At 64.0% G+C, this 21,430-nt stretch carries 16 protein-coding genes and 1 tRNA gene; 7 read left to right on the top strand and 10 right to left on the bottom strand.

Translation table 11 applies throughout. The features are described from left to right. Positions 1-3: 3 nt before the first annotated feature. The 8 genes from K1X11_RS21355 to K1X11_RS21320 all read right to left on the bottom strand — a co-directional run bounded on the left by K1X11_RS21355 (position 4) and on the right by K1X11_RS21320 (position 8,147). The gene (locus K1X11_RS21355; RefSeq protein ID WP_324726038.1) at positions 4-2,361 is read right to left on the bottom strand and encodes a heavy metal translocating P-type ATPase; all 2,358 of its coding nucleotides are present in this window, start codon (positions 2,359-2,361) and stop codon (positions 4-6) included. Positions 2,362-2,396: 35 nt separating this feature from the next. Beyond that, the gene (locus K1X11_RS21350) at positions 2,397-3,092 is read right to left on the bottom strand and encodes a sulfite exporter TauE/SafE family protein (RefSeq protein ID WP_221029218.1); all 696 of its coding nucleotides are present in this window, start codon (positions 3,090-3,092) and stop codon (positions 2,397-2,399) included. An 18-nt stretch (positions 3,093-3,110) separates the two neighbouring features. After that, the gene (locus K1X11_RS21345; protein ID WP_221029219.1) at positions 3,111-3,275 is read right to left on the bottom strand and encodes a hypothetical protein; all 165 of its coding nucleotides are present in this window, start codon (positions 3,273-3,275) and stop codon (positions 3,111-3,113) included. After that, positions 3,272-4,678: a cytochrome c oxidase accessory protein CcoG gene (ccoG, locus tag K1X11_RS21340; protein ID WP_221029220.1), complete on the bottom strand. Its 1,407-nt coding sequence runs from the start codon at positions 4,676-4,678 to the stop codon at positions 3,272-3,274. The genes K1X11_RS21345 and ccoG overlap by 4 nt, the downstream gene beginning before the upstream one ends. Before the next feature lie 79 nt (positions 4,679-4,757). Further along, positions 4,758-5,312 (bottom strand): cbb3-type cytochrome c oxidase N-terminal domain-containing protein, encoded by a 555-nt coding sequence (locus K1X11_RS21335; RefSeq protein ID WP_221029221.1) that lies wholly within the window; start codon positions 5,310-5,312, stop codon positions 4,758-4,760. Further along, complete coding sequence (locus K1X11_RS21330) at positions 5,305-5,490, bottom strand: hypothetical protein (RefSeq protein ID WP_221029222.1); 186 nt, start codon at positions 5,488-5,490, stop codon at positions 5,305-5,307. Before K1X11_RS21330 ends, K1X11_RS21335 begins: the two co-directional genes overlap by 8 nt. 40 nt (positions 5,491-5,530) lie before the next feature. Beyond that, positions 5,531-7,846 carry a cytochrome-c oxidase, cbb3-type subunit I gene (gene ccoN / locus K1X11_RS21325; RefSeq protein ID WP_221029223.1) on the bottom strand — a complete coding sequence of 772 codons (2,316 nt, stop codon included), beginning with the start codon at positions 7,844-7,846 and terminating at the stop codon, positions 5,531-5,533. 49 nt (positions 7,847-7,895) lie between these two features. Beyond that, positions 7,896-8,147 (bottom strand): hypothetical protein, encoded by a 252-nt coding sequence (locus K1X11_RS21320; protein WP_221029224.1) that lies wholly within the window; start codon positions 8,145-8,147, stop codon positions 7,896-7,898. A gap of 338 nt (positions 8,148-8,485) precedes the next feature. Here K1X11_RS21320 and K1X11_RS21315 point away from each other — a divergent pair, with 338 nt between their 5' ends. Beyond that, the gene (locus tag K1X11_RS21315) at positions 8,486-8,959 is read left to right on the top strand and encodes a hypothetical protein (RefSeq protein ID WP_221029225.1); all 474 of its coding nucleotides are present in this window, start codon (positions 8,486-8,488) and stop codon (positions 8,957-8,959) included. Positions 8,960-9,022: 63 nt separating this feature from the next. On the opposite strand, the gene K1X11_RS21310 is transcribed toward K1X11_RS21315, so the two are convergent. Next, on the bottom strand, positions 9,023-9,949 hold the full coding sequence (locus K1X11_RS21310; RefSeq protein ID WP_221029226.1) for a PocR ligand-binding domain-containing protein: 927 nt from the start codon (positions 9,947-9,949) through the stop codon (positions 9,023-9,025). 214 nt (positions 9,950-10,163) lie between these two features. Here K1X11_RS21310 and K1X11_RS21305 point away from each other — a divergent pair. Both K1X11_RS21305 and K1X11_RS21300 read left to right on the top strand, forming a co-directional pair. Beyond that, positions 10,164-10,251, top strand: a tRNA-Leu gene (locus K1X11_RS21305). A gap of 249 nt (positions 10,252-10,500) precedes the next feature. Next, positions 10,501-13,710, top strand: a complete 3,210-nt coding sequence (locus tag K1X11_RS21300) for a glycoside hydrolase family 2 TIM barrel-domain containing protein (protein WP_221029227.1) — start codon at positions 10,501-10,503, stop codon at positions 13,708-13,710. A gap of 168 nt (positions 13,711-13,878) precedes the next feature. On the opposite strand, the gene K1X11_RS21295 is transcribed toward K1X11_RS21300, so the two are convergent. Next, complete coding sequence (locus tag K1X11_RS21295) at positions 13,879-15,054, bottom strand: substrate-binding domain-containing protein (protein ID WP_221029228.1); 1,176 nt, start codon at positions 15,052-15,054, stop codon at positions 13,879-13,881. Between the two features lie 96 nt (positions 15,055-15,150). Here K1X11_RS21295 and K1X11_RS21290 point away from each other — a divergent pair, with 96 nt between their 5' ends. The 4 genes from K1X11_RS21290 to K1X11_RS21275 all read left to right on the top strand — a co-directional run bounded on the left by K1X11_RS21290 (position 15,151) and on the right by K1X11_RS21275 (position 21,249). After that, positions 15,151-15,936, top strand: coding sequence for an SDR family oxidoreductase (locus tag K1X11_RS21290; protein ID WP_221029229.1), 786 nt, complete (start codon positions 15,151-15,153; stop codon positions 15,934-15,936). 103 nt (positions 15,937-16,039) lie between these two features. After that, a complete protein-coding gene (locus tag K1X11_RS21285; protein ID WP_221029230.1) occupies positions 16,040-17,896 on the top strand; it encodes a tagaturonate epimerase family protein in 1,857 nt (618 codons plus the stop codon). Between the two features lie 178 nt (positions 17,897-18,074). Next, a complete protein-coding gene (gene uxaC, locus K1X11_RS21280) occupies positions 18,075-19,499 on the top strand; it encodes a glucuronate isomerase (protein WP_221029231.1) in 1,425 nt (474 codons plus the stop codon). Positions 19,500-19,641: 142 nt separating this feature from the next. Then, positions 19,642-21,249: a sigma 54-interacting transcriptional regulator gene (locus K1X11_RS21275; protein ID WP_221029232.1), complete on the top strand. Its 1,608-nt coding sequence runs from the start codon at positions 19,642-19,644 to the stop codon at positions 21,247-21,249. The last annotated feature ends 181 nt before the right edge of the window (positions 21,250-21,430 follow it).

Below are 21,430 nucleotides of genomic sequence, written 5' to 3'. Positions count from 1 at the left end.
ACCTCAATGCCACGCTCGCCGCATTCCGATGCCGACGATCACCAACGTAGCCAGCGAACTGAGTGGCATCAGCACGGCCGCAAACAGCGGGTTCATGTGCCCCGTCACCGCCAGGCCGACCGCCGTGACGTTGTAGGCGATCATGAAGACCAGCAGCACCCAGTGAGTGCGGCGGCGCACGTCATTGACTTCAAACAAAGCACGCAAACCGCCGAGTCCCTGACCGAGATAATAAAAGTCGGCCTTCTCGGCCAACACACCGCGGTGAATCACCGGTGTGCCGCGGCAACGCGCCGCGTCAAAAGCGAGGCTATCGTTGGCTCCGTCGCCCAACATGAGCGCGTCCTGCGCGCCATGTTCAAGCAACCAGGCGGCCTTGGCCTGCGGGCTCTGGTTGCCGTAGGCGTTGTCGGGCGGCAGGCCCAACTCACGTGCCATTGCTGCGACCTTGGACGTCTCGTCACCCGACAAAATAAAGGTGTCCAAACCACGCTCACGCAGACGCTGAATCTCCACCGTCGCGTCGCGCCGCGCTTCGTCCCGAAAATGCAGCCGCGCCATCACCTCACCGTTGCGCGTGAGCACTGTCGCGCCGTCGGCCGCTCCGCTATCGCGCCAACCCGCGCGACCGAGCGACCACTCTCCGAGGCTCACGCCCTGCCCCACCGTCTCGGTGATTTGTCCTTCCATCGCCGGCGGCAAATCGCCCGCCACCAGCGCTTCCATGAGCGCACGGCTCACCGGGTGCGGATTGTCCCGCACCAGCGCATGCAGGGCCGCCCGCGCATTCCGCGAGAGCCGATCCAGCGCCTCCCGCTCCACCAGCACCGGATTCTCTAGGGTTAGCGTGCCCGTCTTGTCGAAAACCACTTTGCGCACGTATTGCAGGCGTCCCCACAGGTCACCCGCGCGCACAAACATCCCGCGTTTGCGCAGCGCGACCGTCGCCATCTCGTCGGCCAAAGGGAACGCCAAGCCCAGCGCGCACGGACACGACACCACCAGCACCGCCGTCACGATGGCGCCGGCATGCAGACCGTCGCCGGTCGCCCACCACCAGCCCAAGCCGGCAAGGGTGGCGATGACGAAGATCGCGATGAGGTAACCCTGGATCACGCGCTCGATGAGGCGCTCGCCTTCGTTCTTGCGCTCCACCGGCTCCAGCAGCTCGGACAGCATCGACTGCGCCCAATCCTGCGTGGCCGTGAGGCGCACTTCGCCGCGACCAACGTTCTGCGCCCCGGCTGGCACGGTCTGCCCCGCCCGGAAGACCCGCGGCTCGGCTTCGCCGTTGATCCAGGCCAGATTGAGGTCGGCTTCGGCCGTCGCGAGTTTGGCTTCGACGGGCACGGTTTGCCCCATGCCGACGCCAAAGGTCTGGCCCGTTTTCAGTTCGTCCGGTCGCAGCTCCTTCACCGCGCCATCATCGCCGTAAACCCGCAACCGCGGCGGCGTGGGTTGCTGTTGCAGCAGCCGGCGCTGATTACGCTCCACCGCCGCCACCTGGGCCCAGCGGCCGACCAACATCAGCAGGATGAACCCCGCCACAAAGTCGAAATAGGTGTAGGCTTCCTGCCCGGTCACCCAACCGTAGAACGAGCCCAGATACGCCCCCAAGATACCCACCGCGATGGGCAGATCGATGTGCATCACACCCTCGCGCAAAGCCCGCACCGCGCGGGTGAGGAAGTAACCGCCCCCCGCCAATAGACTGAGCGTGCCGAAGCCGAGCGAAAGCGTGTTGAACAGGCCGGCATAGGTGAAGCTCGCCTCCATACCGAAGTAGGCCGGCAGGGTGAACAGCATCACGTTCATCGCGAACGCGCCGCACAACCCGATGCGCTTGGCCAGATCCCGACTCTCGCCGCTCGACGCGCCATCGGTGCCGGCCGGGCCGAGCAGGTAGTTAAAACGCTGCAAGGTCGCCGCGAAATCCGCCGCGTCAAAAGCCGGATTCGTGTCGGTGCGCCAACTCAGCCGCACCTGCCCGGTCTGGGCGTTGATCTCGATGCGCCCCGCGCCCGCCTGCTTGCTGAAGACGCGTTCGATCAACCACACGCAGCCCGCGCAGGAAAGACCCTGGACCGACAACTGCAGCCGCGGCATGCGGCCACTCTCCGCGACCTGAGCCTCGGCTTCGGCCTGCAGACTGGAGAGCCAGCTGTAGTCGCGCGACTGCCCCAGCGCGGCATCGGCCGGGACGGTGACGTCGTCCTTGATCTGGTAATACGCATCGAGCCCCTGCTCGTGGATCATGCGATACACGTAAGCGCAACCCGAGCAGCAGAACTCACTGCCCGCCGGCGAAGGCGAACCACAGTGTTTGCAGGCCGCCTCCGCCGCGCCCGCTTTGCGAGCCACGGGTCGGGAGGTCGGCGACGCCGAACCCTCGCCGTTTAGTGACATAGGAAATTATCCACCGACGGTCCGTCGAAACCGAGCGTGGTGCGCAGCCGCCAGCTGATGACTGCCGCCGCGACCATCGCGAGGACCGTCTGGAAACGCGCCAACGCGACCGGAGAGAGTTTGCGCCGCAGCCAGCTGAATTGGGTTTGGGCGAGCCAGAGCATCGGCACCGTGCCGATGCCAAAGGCCAACATGAACTCCGCCCCGCGCAGCGCCGATCCGGAGATGGCCGCCAGCGTGACGAGGAAATACAAGGGACCGCAGGGCAGCAGCGGCGTGAGCAACCCCATCGCGGCCGCGACCTGCGTGCGCGGTTTGGTGCGCAGCTTGGCCTGAATCTTCAGCGACCAGCGTGACAGCCACACCAGGCGCGGCAGGCGATGATCCAGTCGCAGCGCCACCAAGAGGAAAAACACCACCAACAGCCACGGCAGCCACCGCACCACCTCTTCGTTGAAGAAGGCGCGCGGCACCATGCCGATGCCGCCGGCCACGATGCCGAGCGTAGTGTATCCGGCGAGTCGTGACACGTGATAGATCGTGTTCACCGTGGTGGCGTCCACCCGCTCACCCCGCGCCGGGCCCAGCATGCAGGCGAGCGGGCCACACATGCCGGCACAGTGCAGGCTGGTGACGAGCCCGGCCAGCAGCGCGGCGGTCGGAGTGTTGATGGCGGCAAGATCCATGACGGGAGCGGGTAAAACTCAGGGTGCGGAGCGATTCTCCAACGGGACGGTTTCGACCGGATTTTTGGAAGCGAGGGTGAACAGCGTCACCCACGCCACCGCCAGGAGGCCGAAGAGCAGGCCCACGCCGATCCAGAGCGATTTGGCTGAACCGGAGTCTTTTTCTGGAGAGGTAGCACTCATTGCGCGTCGTCTTTCAAAAGACGCGGATCCGGGCCCACAAACTCAATCTGTCGCTCCAACTCGTAGGCGTCACCGTTGCCATACAGGATGACCTGGATGTGGAAACGCCCATTATACTCGTCGCGCGGCACTTGCAGCACCAGCGGCACCACTTGCTCGCCCAGCGGACCCAGTTCGAGAGAGCCGGTGAAACCCGAGCGGTCCACCGTCTCCGGCAGATCCGGCAGCGCGATGCGGAAGGTCTGCGATACGTCCTGCTTGTTGACCACGCGCACGAGGAACTGGTTGCGCACCGCTTCGTCGCTCACGATGTAGGGAGCGCCCGTCATGCGGGTGACCAGGAAGCTGGCCGGACGCACCGTCGAGATCGCGTAGGTGGCGACACTCGCGCCCGCCAGCAGGAGCAGCGAATAGAGAATCGTGCGCGGACGCAGCCACTTGGTCTTGCGGCCCTCCAAGCCCTCCAGTGAGTCGTAACGCACGAGGCCGGTGGGACGCTTGAGTTTGGTCATCACCGAGTCACAGGCGTCGATACAGGCCGCACAGCCGATGCACTCGAGCTGCAAGCCTTGGCGGATGTCGATGCCCGTCGGGCAGACCTGCACGCAGCGATTGCAATCGATACAATCCCCCACCCCGGACTGGGCGGGTTTGCCACGCGGTTCACCGCGCTTGGCGTCGTAGCCGATCACCATCGTGTTGTCGTCAGTAAGGGCCGACTGCAGGCGACCGTAGGGGCAGATCACGATGCAGAGCTGCTCCCGGAACCACGCGAAGTTGAAGTAGATGATCCCGGAGAAAATGAAGACGAAGAGGAACGCGCTCCAATGCTCCCACGGCGATTGGTGCATCATGCTCCACAGCTCCGGAATCGACACGTAGTAGGCGAGGAAGAGGTGGGAGATGATCAACGAAACGACGATGAACGCGACCTGCTTGCCGATGCGTTTGGTCGCCTTGGCGCTGTCCCACGGCGCGGCATCCAACTTGCGGCGCTGCACGGCGTCGCCCTCGATCCAACGCTCAATGCGGCGGTAGACGTGCTCCAGGAACACCGTCTGCGGACAAGCCCAGCCACACCACAAACGCCCAAACAGCGCGGTGATGAAGAAGAGCGAGAAGCCCAGTCCAGTAATTGCAAAGAAAAGCAACCACGCATCTTGGAAGGCCAAAACAAGGCCGAAGAGATGGAAGCGCCGCCCCGCGATATCGAGGAACACCGCCGGGTGTCCGCCGATGTTGATCCACGGCAGCGACAGGTAGATGGCGATGAGCACCAAGCCCGTCCAGCGTCGGTGGCGGGTGAAGAAGCCTTTCACATCCGCGGGATGCAAAAAGAACCGCGAGCCGTCGTCACGGATCGTGGTAACCGAATCGATGTTGGGTTTGGGTGCAGTGGACATGGGTAAAATGGTCCGGGGAGGAAGGAAAAAAGGAGAAAACCGCGGGCTGGGTCGGCCCGCGGTTTTAACTCGGAAACGGTCAGGGAGCCTGATGGTGGCTCAGCACGTAAGCCACCACTTCGGCGGTTTTTTCGGTGCCCAGCACCGGGCCCCAGGCGGGCATGCCGGCCGTGGCGACACCGTTCTCCACCGTGTGGAAGAGGTTGGTCGGCGCACTGCCGTGAATCCACTCATCATCGGTGAGGTCCGGTCCGATGGCGGCGGGATTCTCACCTTTGCCACGGAGGCTCGGCAAGTGGCAGGCCACGCAGAGCGAGTCGTAGGTTGCCTTGCCGTTGGCGATGAAGGTCGGGTTCTGGCTCATGGCCCACAGGCTCGGATCATCGATCGTGAGATCCGTCGAGAGCTTGGCCGCCTGGATGCGGGCGATCTCGGCATCGATCTTGTCTCCATCGCTCATCGGAATGCCCGACTGAGCGTAGTAGAACCAATAACCGACCCAAAACACGATGGCGATGTAGAGGGTGAACAGCCACCAGTTGGGCAGCCGTTTGTTGAACTCCTCGATGCCGTCGTAGACGTGCTCGCGGATGCTGCCCTCTTCGGGCGGAATGTATTTCTCGGAATCACTCATGGCTGGAAGGGGTAGCAGTGGTTTCGTCTTCGAAGGGAAGGTGGGCCAACTCGTCGGCCCGGGAACGGCGCATGCGCACCGTGCGGTAGAAGATTGTCGCGTAGACCGAGAGGGCCGTGATGAACGCGATGATCGTGAAGATCGCGGTCCAGTCTTCGATTAAGAGGCGTCGGAACATGAGAACATCAGGTTAAGGGTTAACGATCGTTCGACGCCGTTCAGCGGCTCGCGGTATGCGGGGTGACCTCTTGGTAGTCACCCAGCTTTTGCAGGTAGGAGATCAAGGCCACGATCTGCTTCTCCGGTGCGACGTAGATGCCCTCACCCTTGAGGTTCTCCACGATCTCGGCCGCTTGGGCGTCCACCTTGGCCTGAATCTCTGCATCGGTCATTTCCTCGAAGGGCACGCCGAGCTTGCGCTGGACGGCGATCTTCGACGGCAGCGCCGCCACATCGATGTCGTTCTCCAGCAACCACGGATACGGCGGCATGTTGGAGCCGGCGGAGATCTGGCGCGGATCCTCCATGTGGCGGTAGTGCCAGGAGTTGGGATACTTGCTGCCGACGCGAGCGAGATCCGGACCGGTGCGGCGGGAACCCCACTGGTAGGGACGGTCGTAAATCGATTCACCGAGGCGGCTGTAGTCGCCGTAGCGCAGGACGTCCGGCACGAGGGTGCGGATCATCTGGGAGTGGCAGTTGTAGCAGCCTTCCGAGACGTAGATGTCGCGACCCGCCAGCTCGAGCGGCGTATAGACCTTTTGGAGACGGTCTTCGACGTTGGCCGCCTGGTGGGCGACGATGCCGGGGATGATCTGCACCAGACCACCGATGGCCACCGCGATGAGGGTGAGCACGGTGAACGGCGCGGCGCTCACCAGCAGGCGATCATACCACACGGCCCAGCGCTTGCCCTTCGACTCGAAGTGTATCCAAGCCATGATGACGGAAGCGGCGGTGCCGAAGATGCCCACAATCTGGAGCACCGGACCACCAAACATCCACACGCAGGCGAAGACGGTGCCGAGACCGGAGAAGATCACCGGCGGGTTGAGGAAGGTGACAACCGCACCCAGCGGACGGGCTTCGTGCGCATGCGCGTCGTCTTCCACCACCACGTTGACCGTGCCGTTGACCGCCTGCGAACCGGCAATCGTGCGCCACAGGTTGTAGGCCATGATGAACCAACCGGTGAGGTAGAGGAAGCCACCGACCACACGCAGGAGCATCAGAGGGCGGATGGTGTTGAGCGTGTCGAGGAAGTTCGGATACGTGAGCAGCGTGCCTCCCTCGGTGGTCGAGTTGAGCATGAGACCCTGGGTGATGCCCGAGGTCCACATCGCGGCGACGTAGAGCAGAATGCCCGTGAGACCCAACCAGAAGTGGAGGTTGGCGAGGGATTCGGAGTGGAGCTTCTTGCTCCAGAGTTTCGGCGCGAGGAAGTAGAACATACCCGCGGCCATGAAGCCGTTCCAGCCCAGCGCTCCGGCGTGCACGTGACCGATGATCCAGTCGGAGTAGTGACCGAGCGCGTTGACCGACTTGATCGAGAGCAACGGGCCCTCAAAGGTCGACATACCGTAGAAGGTGACACCGGCGGCGAAGAACTTGATCACCGGATCGGTGCGCAGCTTGTTCCACGCGCCACGCAGCGTGAACAGGCCGTTGAGCATGCCACCCCAGGACGGCGCCCACAGCATCAGCGAGAAGGTCATGCCGAGCATCTGCAGCCAGTTGGGCAGCGCGGTGTTGAGGAGATGGTGAGGTCCGGCCCAGATGTAGACAAAGACCAGCGACCAGAAGTGAATGACCGACAGACGGTAGGAGTAGACCGGTCGTCCCGCCGCTTTCGGCAGGAAGTAATACATGATACCGAGAATCGGCGTGGTGAGGAAGAACGCCACCGCGTTGTGACCATACCACCATTGCACCAGACCGTCCTGCACGCCGGCGAAGACGCCGTAGCTGTGCGTCCAGCTCGTCGGCCAGGACAAGTGGTTCACGATGTAGAGCATCGCGACCGTGATGATCGTCGCGATGTAGAACCAGATCGCGACGTAGAGGCTGGGCTCATTGCGTCGAGCCAGCGTCCAGAAGAAGTTGATCGCAAAGACGACCCAGATGAGGGCGACGGCGATGTTGATCGGCCAGATCAGCTCGGCGTATTCCTTGCCGCGGGTGAGACCCAGGGGCAGCGTCACCGCCGCACTCGCAATGATGGCCTGCCAGCCCCAGAAGTGCAGTCGGGAGAGGAAGTCACTCGCCAGCCGCGCCTTCACCAGACGCTGGGTCGAGTAGTAGATGCCGGCGAACATCATGTTGCCCACCAGCGCGAAGATCACCGCGTTGGTGTGCAGCGGGCGCAGGCGGCCAAACGTCAGGAAAGACGTGCTGAAGTTGAGCTGAAAGAAGTTCAGCTGAGAGGCGATAAGCACGCCCACCAACATTCCGACGGCGCCCCAAATGACGGACGCGATCATGAACTGGCGGACAATCTTATCGTTGTATTCGATCGTTAGGTTGCGGGCTGGCATGGCTTATGAAGCAGTTGAGGTAGCAAACAAAAGGGGATCCACCGGGGCCTCAGGAGGAGGAGGTGCCGTTCGCGCCAGACTGACCGCTCCGGCGGTTCCGCTGTGCGGCGGTGGTGTCTTGATCGCGACCTGCCTTGTCACGAGCCACGCCCACGGGGCGCGGCGTCTCGTCAGCCAGCGGCAACAAGGCGTCGCTTTCGGCCGAACTGAACCGCTGACGACTGTGTTCGCGCAGAAAAAACAGCACGAAGGTAAAGACCAGACAGAGGCTGATCGTGAGTGTAAGCGGAATGACGGACATGGCAGGTTGGTCAGGCGTGGTTACAGGGGTAGAGACCTTTGTTCACTCCGTTCTGCCGTGAGGTTTGGGACTGGGACGCGGCAGGATCCGGAAAACAAAAGACCTATGATTCGAACGCATACTAGCGGGACGCTGTGAATTCGACTCCGCGGGGGTTGTGCAGCGTTGCGCATTTCTTGGTCCGTAGTGAACAAGTGGTGACACCCCCAAATGCTCCCCTCCCCTCTGAGCGGCCGCACTTTCCCGCAAAATCTGCATCATCTGCGCAGTCAATTTGTGCCCACCCATGAGCAACACACGCGGAGCTGATTCGGCTAACTTCTGGCATTAATGCTTTCATGCACGATGGCTTTCTGCGAGCGCTCCAGACGCAACGCCCCGACCTGCGTCAGCGTTGGGAGGCTTTGCTGCGTGCCGAGCGCGTGAGTTCCCCGATGGCTCACCCCGATACGCTGGTGCATTTGATGGATTGGACGCTCGATCGTCTCCTCGACGAATTGCGCCAGCCCCATTTCCGGCGCCACTCCGAGCACGGTGCCCCCCGCAGCGCGGGGTTGGGCTGCGTGTGCGGTAAGAACCCCCTGCTCACCTATTTCTCCACCGCCGAGCAGGCCGTGGTGGAAACGCTCCTACTCGACGACACGGACCTCCGCCAAGTCTCGAGCGAAGATCGCAGCACCAGTCTCGATGAGTTGAAGGCGGCGCTCCACGCGGTCGCCCGTCGCGAAATCGATTCCTTTTGCGCCGTCTGCCAGAGCCGCGTGCGGCATGAGCAGGAACACACGGCCGCGGTTCTCAAGACCGCCCGCTGAAACGCCGGCCCCTCGACGTCGGACCAGCTGCTCCGACGCCGTGCAGGAGCGCAAGAATGCCGATCAACCGGCCCGACGCACGCCCGGCGTGGTGCCTTCGATGCGCTCACGGTAGGCCGTCGGAGCTTCGCCCGCGATCTTGCGGAAGACGCGATTGAACTGCGACAGGGACTGAAAACCGGCCTCGAACGCCGCCTCGCTGATGCGCTTGTGCGGATTAAGCAGCAGGTTTTTCACCTTCTCCACCCGCACGCGGGCGAGGTAATCGGTGAAGGTCATCCCGGTCGCCTTCTTGAACATCTTGCAGAAGTAGAAGGCGCTCATGTTCACCGCCTTCGCGACCTCCTCCAACGACATCTCATCGGAATGATGCTCGGCGATATATTGGCGCGCCCGGCTGATGGCCGGGGACTCTGCCGTCTCCTCGCGCACGATCAACTGGTTGCTGAGCGCGGAGAGGTGCTGGGCAAAAATCGCGAGCAGGCGGATGATGGACTCATACTGCCGCTTGTTGACCACACGGGACTGAAACCACGACTCCTCCAGCTTCTTCAAATCCACCTCGGTGCCATACTTCAGGATCTGACGGGAAACGGTCGTAAATTGCTTTTTGGTAGGCGAATGCGTGAGCACCTGACCCGTTTGCAGAAACGCCACCAAGTTTTCGCCCACGCGCACCGGCACGGCCGCGTCGCACAAACCCGCGAAACACTTCAGCGTCTTGGGCTCCATGCAGGCTTCCTTTTCCAACTTCTCCTGCAACTGCAGACACGCCGCACAGGTATGGTTGGATTTCGCCATCAGCGCACAGAACGGATTCTCGTTCGGATCCTTATGGTGAGGCAGGTCAAACCCCGCCACCGGGCGCAAGTTCAGCGGCAATCCCGTCGTTTCACGAAATGCATCTTGGTAGTCCTTGAAAATCTTGGACTCCTTGAGCTGAGAAACGACCGCTCGACTGCGCTTTTCTGGTGATTCGGGTAATGACATCGGTCCGTAAAAGACACTGTTGGCACGTCTGTGAGGCGCGATCAATAGGGAAAAGGCCTCTGGGTCTACCTTCCAAATCCACGTTTTACTTCCTATCAGCAAAGCTCCTACAAGGCCGGATAGCTGGACTGATAGAGCCAAACGTTCACCACCACAGATTTGGATTTACAGGCCGCCACCTAAGCCTACGTTCCGTGGCCTCCCTCCTCCCAGCGCCCGGGTGGCGGAATTGGTAGACGCAGCGGACTCAAAATCCGCCGCCCTTTAAAGGCGTGTGGGTTCGAGTCCCACCCCGGGCACCAGCCTTCGCTGCAGCTTCGGCTGGCGAGGCCAGCCAGATGCGGAAGCGAAGGCTGCCCGCCGAAGCTCTCTGAGCGAAGGAGGGCTCGCCTCCCGTAGGAGGACTGTCAAATCGGGTCGAAGCCTGTGTTCCGCGAGCGAGCGGCGAAGAGTGACTTCCCCTTTCGCAACCCTCGCCTGACTACTGTTGGCCACAATCCCGTGGCAGAGCCCCGGCTCCCGCCTAAGCTCTTGCCTCGGCCCGTCCTCCCATGAAACCCCGCCTCCTCCCCCTCCTCGCCGCCCTGCTCGGCTGCACGTCCTCCTCGTTTGCCACCACCCCCGCGTCCATTGACGACGGACGTCCCGAGTGGGACAACCCCGCGGTCATTCGCTGGGGCCATGAGCAGCCCCGCACCACCTTCCTCGCCTTCCCCTCCCGACAACTCGCGTTCGACCACCGCCGCGCCCCCAAAGCCACGCCGCGCTACCAGTCCTTGTCCGGCGATTGGCAATTCCACTGGTCGCCCAATCCCACCAGCCGCCCCACCACCTTCCAGCAGCCCGATTTCGACGCCTCCACGTGGTCGTCCATTACCGTGCCCGGCAACTGGCAGCTCCAGGGCCACGGTCTCCCGATCTACGCCAACGCCACTTACCCTTTCCCCATCACTGAGGCCCGCCCGCCTCACGACTGGAACCCGGTCGGCTCCTACCGCCGCACCTTCACCCTGCCCGCCACCTGGGACTACGCTCCCGACGCTGGCGAAAAGGTCTTCCTCCATTTCGAGGGCGTCGACTCCGCCTACTACGTGTGGCTGAACGGCGAACTCATCGGCTACAACGAGGGTAGCCGCACCCCCGCCGAGTTTGATGTCACCCCACACCTCCAAGCCGGCGAAAACCTCCTCGCCGTGCAGGTCTACCGCTGGTCCGACGGCGCCATCCTCGAGGACCAGGATTTCTGGCGCCTCAGCGGCATCTTCCGCGACGTTTACCTTTGGCAGGCCGGCCCCACCCACGTGCGCGACGTCAAACTCCTCGCCGACTTCGATCCGATCTCCCGCACCGGCTCCCTGCAGGTAAACCTCGACCTCACCGGCGATGAAGCCGCTGTCGTCGCCGACGTTGAACTCCTCCAACCTTCCGGCGCACCCCTGCAGTCGCTGCAACTCTCCGCCGACAACGCCTGGCAGGCTCAACACGCCCAACTCGCCGTGGCACCGTGGAGCGCCGAAGCCCCTCACCTCTACCCGGTCCTGGTCACCCTGCGTGACCGCGCCTCCGGCGACGTCCTCGAAGTCGTTCCCTTCGAGGTCGGTTTCCGTCGCGTTGAGATCCGCGACAGCCAACTCCTCGTCAACGGCGTCGCCGTCAAACTCAAGGGCGTCAACCGTCACGAACACGACCCCGATCTCGGCCACACCGTCACCCGCGAAGGCATGCTGCGCGACATCGCGCTCATGAAGCGCCACAACCTCAACGCCGTCCGCACCTCCCACTACCCCAACGTGCCCGAGTGGTATCGCCTCTGCGATCAAGCCGGCATCTACGTGATCGACGAGGCCAACCTCGAGACCCACGGCTTCGGCCGCCACACCCTGCACAACCGCATCGCCAACGACCCGGCCTGGGCCGCGCCCATCCTCGATCGCCTCCAACGCGTCGTCGCCCGCGACTACAACCACCCCAGCGTCATCATGTGGTCCACCGGCAACGAATCCGGCGAGGGTCCCAACCTCCTCGCCTGCCGCGTCTGGGCCAACCAAGCCGACCCGTCCCGCCCCCTCCACTACGAGAACTCCAACCTCCAGGTCGAGGGCTTCGATGGCTCCAGCACCGACATCACGTCCCACATGTATCTGCCGGCCGACGAGATGGCCTCCGAACTCGAGCGTTTCGCCGGCAAGCCCCTCGTGCTCTGCGAATACACCCACGCCATGGGCAACAGTAACGGCAACCTCGACGCCTACTGGGACCGCATCTTCGCCGACGACCGCATCGCCGGCGCTTTCGTCTGGGACTGGATGGACCAAGGCCTCCGTCAACCCATCCCCTTCGGTCGCCTCGACCCGTGGGGCCGCTCCGACTTCTTCGCTTACGGCGGCTGGTGGGAAGACCGCGCCCGCGTGCGCAACGACAACAACTTCTGCATGAACGGGCTCATCGACGCCAACGGCCACCCCCACCCCGGCCTCATCGCGCTCAAACACATCATCCAACCCGCCTCCGCCGAGCTTCTCACGGCCTCAACCGACGGCATGCAAGTCCGCCTCACCAATCGCCTCGATTTCACCGATCTCAGCGACGCCGTCACCTTGCATTGGACGATCCTCCAAAACGGCACCCCGGTCGACTCCGGCACCACCGCTCTCGCCTCCGTGCCCGCCCGCCGCACCTCCGTTGTCACCATCAACCCTTCGCCGGACTGGCTCCAACTCGACGGCGAAATCCTGCTCCAACTCTCCTACCGCACCGCCACCGGCTCCGCCTACTGGAAACCCGGCTACGAGCTCGGCTGGGATCAATTCCCCCTCGTCGGTGAATGGATTGCCCCGAACTCAGCCGCCGCCAGCACCGCCGCCGCCCCGCAACTCACCGAATCCGACGACCACCTCACCGTCACCGCCGCCGATTCCTCCTGGTCGCTCACCTTCAACCGCCGCACCGGCGCGCTGACCGATTGGCAACACGCTGGCACCACCCTCGCCACCGGCGCCGCTCCCGACTTCTGGCGTGCCACCACCGACAACGATCGCGGCGCCGGCCTCGGTCCACGCCGCACCTCCCGCGAGCTCAAACTCACCGCCAGCCGCACCTGGCAAAACGCCGCCCGCCAACGCGTCGTCACCGACGTCGCCACCAGCAGCACCGACACCTCCGCGCAGGTCCGCTTCACGACCACCGTGCTCGAAGGCGCCGCCGAGCTCGTGCTCACCTACGACGTGCATGCCGATGGCTCCGTTGACGTCGACTACGCCTACGCCGCCCAGCAGGACGACCTGCCCATCATCCCGCGCGTCGGCATGGCATGGGAATTGCCCGCCGCCTTCAGCGACCTGCGCTGGTATGGCCGCGGCCCCGAGCCCACCTACGCCGACCGCGCCTTCGCCCCGCTCGGCATCTACGCCAACACCGTCATGGGCAACTGGGTCGACTACTCCCGCCCGCAGGAAAACGGCAACAAAGTCGACGTGCGTTGGCTCGAGCTCAGCATCCCATCCACCGGCGTCGGCCTGCGTATCCTCTCGCTCGATACGCCGCTCAGTTGCGGCATTCGCCCCTACGCCGACCATGAGTTGGAGAACGTCGACTACTCTTGGCAACTCGGTCCTCGCCACACCACCTACCTCAACGTCGACCTCACCCAACTCGGCGTCGGGGGCGACGACAGCTGGGGCTCCATCGCTCACGCCCCCTACCAGCCCCGCTCAACCGAATATCACTACCGCTACCGCCTCGAGCCCTTCCAACTCGACTGAAAAACCCCGAGCTGTAGCCGGGCTCGGCGAGCCCGGTCCTTGCCTCTCCGCCATGGTCCCCGGGGTCAATGCCCCCGGCTACAGCTTCAGGCACGCCCATTCAACAAAGTAAGTCGCCCGCCACCACGTGGCTACGAGCGTGAGCGAGTGGCTCGCCTCCTCGCCCACTCAATCCACTGGCGCCGCCGCGCGCGGCGGCGTCCGCAATGAGCCCGGGGTGCAGTTCAACTTGCGCCGACACACCACACTCAGGTGCCGCGCATCCTGGAAGCCACACGCATACGCCACTTCGGCGATCGTCATCTTCGGATTCTCCATCAGCAGCACCTCCGCTCGCTCCAATTGCTGCCGCTGCACCTCCGCGTAAACCGTCGTGCCCAGCGCCGCCTTGAACCGCATTTCCAGCGACCGTCGCGACACGCCCACCGTGCGCGCGATCTCCTCCACGTAGATCGTATTGCCCAAGTGATCGGCCACGTAGTCGATCGCCTCAGCCACCACTTCGTCGTTCACCGCCAGTTTGTCGGTCGACCCGCGTGCCACGATCTTCAGCGGCGGCACATACACGGTCTCCGGCACGGGTTCCTTGGTCGTGATCAGTTCCAGCATGCGCTGCGCCGCCAGGTAGCCGATGCGACGCCGATTCAGCTCGATACTCGAAAGCGCCACCGCCGCGAAGCCCAGCTGGATATCGTCATTGTCGACCCCCAGCACCGCCACGTCGTTCGGAATGGACGCGCCGATATCCACACAGGCCTCCGCCACCGCTCGCGCCACCGCATCATTAAAACAGAACACGCCCGCCGGTCGCGGCAGTTTCGCCAACCACGCCGCGATGCGATCCACCGCCTGCGGTGATGGCGCGTCGCCTTCCGTCATCTCGGGCAACACCAGCGCCAGCGCCTCGTCCCCCGCTGCCTGCGCCGCGGCCATAAACCCCTCTTGCCGCAACGTCGACGACCGGTGCTTCGCCGCCCCGCAGTATCCGAAGTTTCGATACCCTCGCCGCGCGAAAAACCGCGCCGCCAGTTCCCCCACCCGGCGGTCGTCATTGATCACGTTGTCCAGCTTAGTGCCCAGCCGCCGACCCGACACATTGATCACCGGAAAATCCGCCGCCAGCAGTGCGGCCTCATCGGCCTTGGAACTCACCCGCGTGATCAAACCATCGAGCCGCAGCCGCCGCAACCGCGCCGCTTCAAACCGTTCCGGTCGCGCGATTTTCACCACCTGCACCGTCGGCTCCACCCGGAATCCCTCCGCCAAACCCTGCAGCACGCCGTGCCAATGCTCCGTCTCGATCGAGAGCATGATTCCGACTCGTTTGCGCCGCAGTTCAGCCATGCGCCGAGGCAAACGACCTTGCGCATTTTGTAAACCCTTTTGCGGTTTAATGCCTGCGGCGTTTTTCGGCCCACTGCTACGCTTTCAGCCCCCCTTATGAGCAACCCTTACCTCGATTCCCTCTTCTCTCTTTCCGGTCGCGTGGCCGTCGTCATTGGCGGCACCGGCGAACTCTGTGGCGCCATGGCCGAGGGCCTGGCCGGGGCCGGAGCCGAGGTCGTGCTCGTTGGCCGCAACGAGCAAAAAGCCGAGGCCCGCCTCGCCAAAATCGCCGCCGCCGGCGGCAAGGCTTGGTTCCATCCCGCCGACGCCACCAGCCGCGAATCACTCGTCGCCCTGCGCGACGCCGTCCTCGAACGCACCGGCCGCATCGACGTCCTCGTCAACGGCGCCGGCGTCAACTCGCCCACCCCGCTCATGGACATTCCCGAGGAGGAGTTCGACCGCATCATCAACGCCAACGTCAAAGGCGTGCTGATGGCCTGCCAGATCTTCGGCGAAACCATGCTCCAGGCCACCGACGGCGGCTCCATCATCAACATCGGTTCCGCCTCCGCCCGCATCCCCCTTTCCCGCGTTTTCACCTACTCCGCCTCCAAGGCCGCGGTGCACAATCTCACCAAAAACATCGCCCGCGAATGGGCCACCAAGGGCGTGCGCGTGAACCTGCTCGTGCCGGGCTTCTTCCCCGCCGAACAGAACCGCAAGGTGCTCACCCCCGACCGCGTCGAAACCATCATGGGCCACACCCCGATGAAGCGTTTCGGCGAAGCCAAGGAACTGATCGGTGCCACCCTTTTCCTCGCCAGCAACGCCGCCTCCTCCTTCGTCACCGGCGCCGAAATCGAAGTCGATGGCGGCTTCCACGCCATGACCATCTAAACGTTCCGTCATTCCACCACGCTGCGGTGCGTAGGCGGTAGCCGAAGCCATCCGTGTTCATCCGTGGTTAAAAAAACCCTGCCTGTCTTTTCCCGCTCCCACCATGTCCCCAATCAACACCTTCCTGCTGGAGAACAATCTCCGCATCGCCACCAACCCCTGCGTCTCGCCGGATTTCTGCCTCGATTGGTCGAACCTCAGCGCCAAGCTCTCCGCCGGTGAGGCGCTGCACATCTGGCCGCAAAGCGGCTTCGATACCGCCGCCGGTAGCTGGAAGCTTCGCGAGGACACCTGCACCGGCGATTGCGCCTGGGTGCTAACCCCGTCCGCCGGCACGCCCGACGTCGCCAACGTCCTCGCCGACGGCGTCGTCCTGCCCTCCGGCTCCGTCGCCTTCCCGGCCAGCTGGGCCAACCTGCTCACGCTCAAGAACCTCATCCTCGAGCACGATCCCGACGCCACCGTTTTCCCCACCGCCGGAGCCAAACTCGGCTCCTCCACGCTCGGCGTCGGCGCCCGCTTCACTGCGCTGCACTGGCCCGCCGTCGATTGGTCCATGGCCCACCTCGGCATCGGCCTCACCGCCAACCAAAACTCCATCCCGCGCGAACTCGTTTACGACGTTGATGAGATGCTCGCCGACCGCCTCGACACCGTGCCCTTCCCCTTCATCGGCGCTTCCGTGCCCGAGGGTCACCAGGGTCAGTCGGTCGAGGGCATGAGCCACGGCTCCGTCCTCGCCAAACTCAAACACGGCTTCCACCAGCGCCGCATCGCTTGGTCCTTCAACGCCGACCACCAACCCATCGGCGGCAAGTTCGACGCCCGCGAAGAAGCGCTCGTGCGCGGCTCGTTGCTCGCCAGCTACATCACCTTCGACCTCTCGCCCGAACTCGCGAAGAAGGAGCCGGCCGACGTCGCCACCATCGACGCCGACCTACAGGCCCGCGTCAAAGCCCGCATGGCCGAGGTCGGCCTCAGCGTCGATGACGCCGCCTTCAACGAGCTGCTCGCGACCGTGTGGACGCCCATGCAGAAAATGAAGCGCCGCGACGACCTCTACGCCGCCGCCCGCGCCGCCGCCTTCACCACCACCGAGGGCCGCACCTACCTGCGCGAACTCTCCATCGACGAACTGCCCGGCCTCACCACTCCGGAGACCACCGGCATCATGCTCGCGCTCTGCGAAGCCATGGACATGCCGGTCAACTTCGTCGCGCCGGCCTTTGGTTTCCAAAAGAACATTCCCTACCCGGATCAGGACCGCCTGCGCGAACTCATCACCGCCCAGTGGCAGGTCTGCCAAAAGTTCGGCGTGAGCATCGGCTTCCACTCCGGTTCCGGCAAATCCGCGGAGAACTACCGCCTCATGGGTGAACTCACCGGCAGCCACCTCGAGATCAAAACCAGCGGTCGCTACACCTACGAAATGGGCCGCGCCCTGCACGCCTCGACCAACGCCGCCGACCAGGCGCTGTGGAAGGACTGGTATGCCTTCACCGTCGACCTCGCCATCGCCGGCGCCTTCAGCGACGACGCCACCGAGCGCGACGCCGCCCGCAGCTTCATTCTCGCCAGCTTCGACGAGTCGACGCCCGCCGCCGACGCGCTCTTCGCCTCCCCGGAAGCCTGCCGCACCGCCGTCGCCGCCCTTTCGCCGAGCCCGGAGCGTGTATTGTTTTTTGAATACAACTTCCTCTACGTGCTCGCCGCCGAAGGCAAAGCCACCAAGGACGCCCTCGGCGACCACTCCCCCGCCGGCTACCGTCAGCGTGCCCGCTTCTACGCCATCAGCGACGAAGCCCGTCTCGCCTACGCCCGTCGCGTCGCCGCGTATCTGATCTTCCTCGCCGAGACCACCGGCCTGGCCAGCGCCGAAACCTGCGCCAACGTCAACGCGCGCCTCGAGACCCTCCCCACCTACGCCGCCCTCCTCGCCGACATCGCCCCGACCGCCTAAAGCCACCGCATCTTTCTCTTTCTTCTTTATCTTTCTCTTTATCCCCACCGGCCGCCCCCCATCCGCCCATCGGGGAGAACGAGAAAGATAAAGAGAAAGAATAAAGAACGCCGTCACCGCTCACGGCCCCACTTCATCCTTCTTACTTCCTACTTCTTACTTCGCCCCCCCCTGCCCCATGCGACCCTTCATCCACGACGATTTCCTGCTGCACAGCGAGGCGGCCAGTCACCTCTACCACGACTACGCCGCCAACTGCCCGCTCTTCGATTATCACAATCACCTGCCGCCGCAGGCCATCGCCGACAATCACACCTTCGCCGACCTCGCCGAGATCTGGCTCGGTGGCGATCACTACAAGTGGCGCGCCATGCGTTCCAACGGCGTGGCGGAGCGCTTCTGCACCGGCGATGCGGAGCCCTACGAAAAGTTCGAGGCCTGGGCCGCCACCGTGCCGCACACCCTGCGCAACCCGCTCTATCACTGGACGCACCTCGAGCTGAAACGTTACTTCGGCCTCGAAACCCTGCTCGACGCCGACAACGCCCGCTACGTCTGGGACATCGCCCACGCGCAGCTGCCCGAGCAACCCGTCCAACAAATCCTGCGTGACCAAAAGGTCGCCGTCGCCTGCACGACCGACGATCCCGCCGATTCCCTCGCCATCCACGAGCAGATCGCCGCCTCCGGTCACACCACGCGCGTCTATCCGACCTTCCGCCCGGACAAGGCCTACGCCCTAGGCAACCCGGCCGCCTTCAACGCCTATTGCGAAAAACTCGGCGCCGCCGCCGGCGTGGAGATCACGTCCTTCGACGACCTGCTCACCGCGCTCGAGAAACGCCACGCCGACTTCCACGCCGTCGGCGGTCGCATCTCCGACCACGGCCTCGAGACCGCCCTCGCCTCGCCTTGCTCCCTCGCCGAGGCCCGCGCCATCTTCCAAAAGGTGCGCGACGGTTCGGTGCCCACCGCCGACGAACAACTCGGCTTCGGTTCGTTGCTCATGCTCGAGTTTGGCCGCTGGGACGCCAAACGCGGCTGGACCAAGCAGCTCCACCTCGGCGCCATGCGGAACAACAACCCCCGCATGCTGCGCAACCTCGGACCCGACACAGGCTTCGACTCCATCGGCGACTACTCCCAAGCCTCCAACCTCTCGCGCTACCTCGCCTCGCTCGACGACACCAACGAGTTGCCCAAGGTCGTCATCTACAACCTTAACCCGGCCGACAATTACATGGTCGGCACCATGATCGGCAACTTCCAGGACGGCTCCATCCCGGGCAAGATTCAGTTCGGCTCCGGTTGGTGGTTCCTCGATCAAAAGGAAGCGATGGAGTGGCAGCTCAACGCCCTCTCCAACCTCGGCCTGCTCTCGCGTTTCGTCGGCATGCTCACCGATTCGCGCAGCTTCATGTCCTTTCCGCGCCACGAGTATTTCCGCCGCACCCTCTGCAACCTGCTCGGCAACGAGATCACCAACGGCGAACTCCCGACCGACTTCGAGCTCATCGGCGCGATGGTGAAAAACATTTGTTTTGGTAATGCCGTGAACTACTTCGGCCTCGACGTGGATCCGGAATACACCGCGCACGGCTGATTTTTTCGTCCGCCGCAAACCGGTGCGCTCAGAGGGAAAGTATGAATCCCTTTGAATGCGACCGCGCATCTCTAGCCATTTCCCTCGCGGACGCTGACCCGGCGCCTCCTTGGCACCGCGGTTGCTCGTTTGCAGTATCGAGATGGAAGAATGTGATCGCTGTGCCAGCGCCAAGAAGCCGCCGACACCCGCGCTCTTTGGCGGTTGCCGCCTCATGCGGGAGTTCACCGTGCTGCATGACATCTCGACGGCCCTCTCCCAGGGCTTCGAGTTGCGTGAAGCGATTCTCCCCATGTTTCGCAAAGTCACCGAGGCGTCCGGCTTGCGCCGCGGCATACTCACCGTGCTCTCCCGCGAATCCGGCGACCTCGTGGTCGAGGAACTCGAAGACGACAGCGTGCCCGCCAAATCGCTCCACCTCGGTCAACTCGAGTCCGGCTACTTTGGCGCCGTCGCTGCCAGCGGTGAACCCGCCGTGATCCCGCAACTCAGCGCCACCGTCACCTCCGACTGGCTGCCGGCCGAGCGCGACCTCCTGCGCGCCGCCATCGACGCCGGCGAGTCCCTCATCATGGTGCCGATTCGCCACGCCCAGGAAATCCTCGGCACCCTCAGTTTCACCCGCCCGCCCGCCGGCCAGGCCCACCTCGAAGCCGACGAACGTTTCCTCATGGTCGTCGCCGGTCAGGTCGGTCTCGCCGTGCGCTTCCGCCAGATCGCCAAGGAACGATTCGACGCCCTGAAGGAAGAGAACGTGCGGCTCATGGAGCAGATCCAAAAGAGCTTCATCCCCGAGGGCCTCATCGGCCGCTCCTCGGCCATGCGCATGGTCTATTTTCACGTCGACCAGGTCGCGTCTTCCAAAACCACCGTGCTCATCCGCGGCGAAACCGGCGCCGGCAAAGAGCGCGTCGCCACCACCATCTGGGAAGCCTCCAGCCGCAAGCGTCGCCCCTACGTGCGCGTCAACTGCGCCGCCCTCCCCGAGAGCATCATTGAGAGTGAACTCTTCGGTCACGAGAAGGGCGCCTTCACCGGCGCGCTCTCTCTGCGCAAAGGCCGCTTCGAACTCGCCCAGGGCGGCACCATCTTCCTCGACGAGATCGGCGAGATCTCCGCCGCCACCCAGGCCAAACTCTTGCGCGTCCTCCAGGAAGGCACCTACGAACGTGTCGGTGGCACCGAGACCTTGCACGTCGACGTGCGCGTCATCGCCGCCACCAACCGCAACCTCGAAAAGATGATAGAGGACGGATCCTTCCGCCTCGATCTCTACTACCGCATCAACGTCTTCCCCATCTACGTGCCGCCCCTGCGCGAGCGCCGCAGCGACATCCTCGAGCTGGCCGACTTCTTCCTCGAAAAATACGCCCGCCAAAACGGCAAGGCCGTGCTCCGCATCTCCACCCCCGCCATCGACATGCTCATGGCATACCACTGGCCGGGCAACGTGCGGGAACTCGAAAACATCATCGAGCGCGCCGTGCTGCTCTCCACCGATGGCGTCATTCACAGTTACCACCTGCCGCCCACGCTCCAGACCGGCGAAGCGTCGAACACCGCTTCGGCCTCCACTCTCGCGGAGGCCGTCGACGCCCTCGAGCGCGAGCTCATCGTCGAGGCGCTGAAGAACCACCGTGGCATCGTCGCCCAAGCCGCCCGACACCTCGGCCTCACCGAACGCGTCCTCGGCCTGCGCCTCAAAAAATACGCGATCGACAGCCGCCGCTTCCGCACCGCCGAAGCGTAGGACCGGCGCTCGCGCCGCGCCGCTCTCCAACGTGAGCGGGAGCAAGCTCGCGGCCTACCTGCGACATCCGACACCATCATTGTAGGCTGCGAGCTTGCTCGCGCTCCGTTGCCTCTCCGCCCCCTAACCGCGTTGCGCCCGACCAACCCATTGGGCCGGCGCTCGCGCGCCGCCTTATCCG

Source organism: Actomonas aquatica (assembly GCF_019679435.2).
Lineage (GTDB): Bacteria > Verrucomicrobiota > Verrucomicrobiia > Opitutales > Opitutaceae > Actomonas > Actomonas aquatica.
Note: the sequence above shows the minus strand (reverse complement) of the source record. Positions and strands in the feature narration are given on the sequence as shown.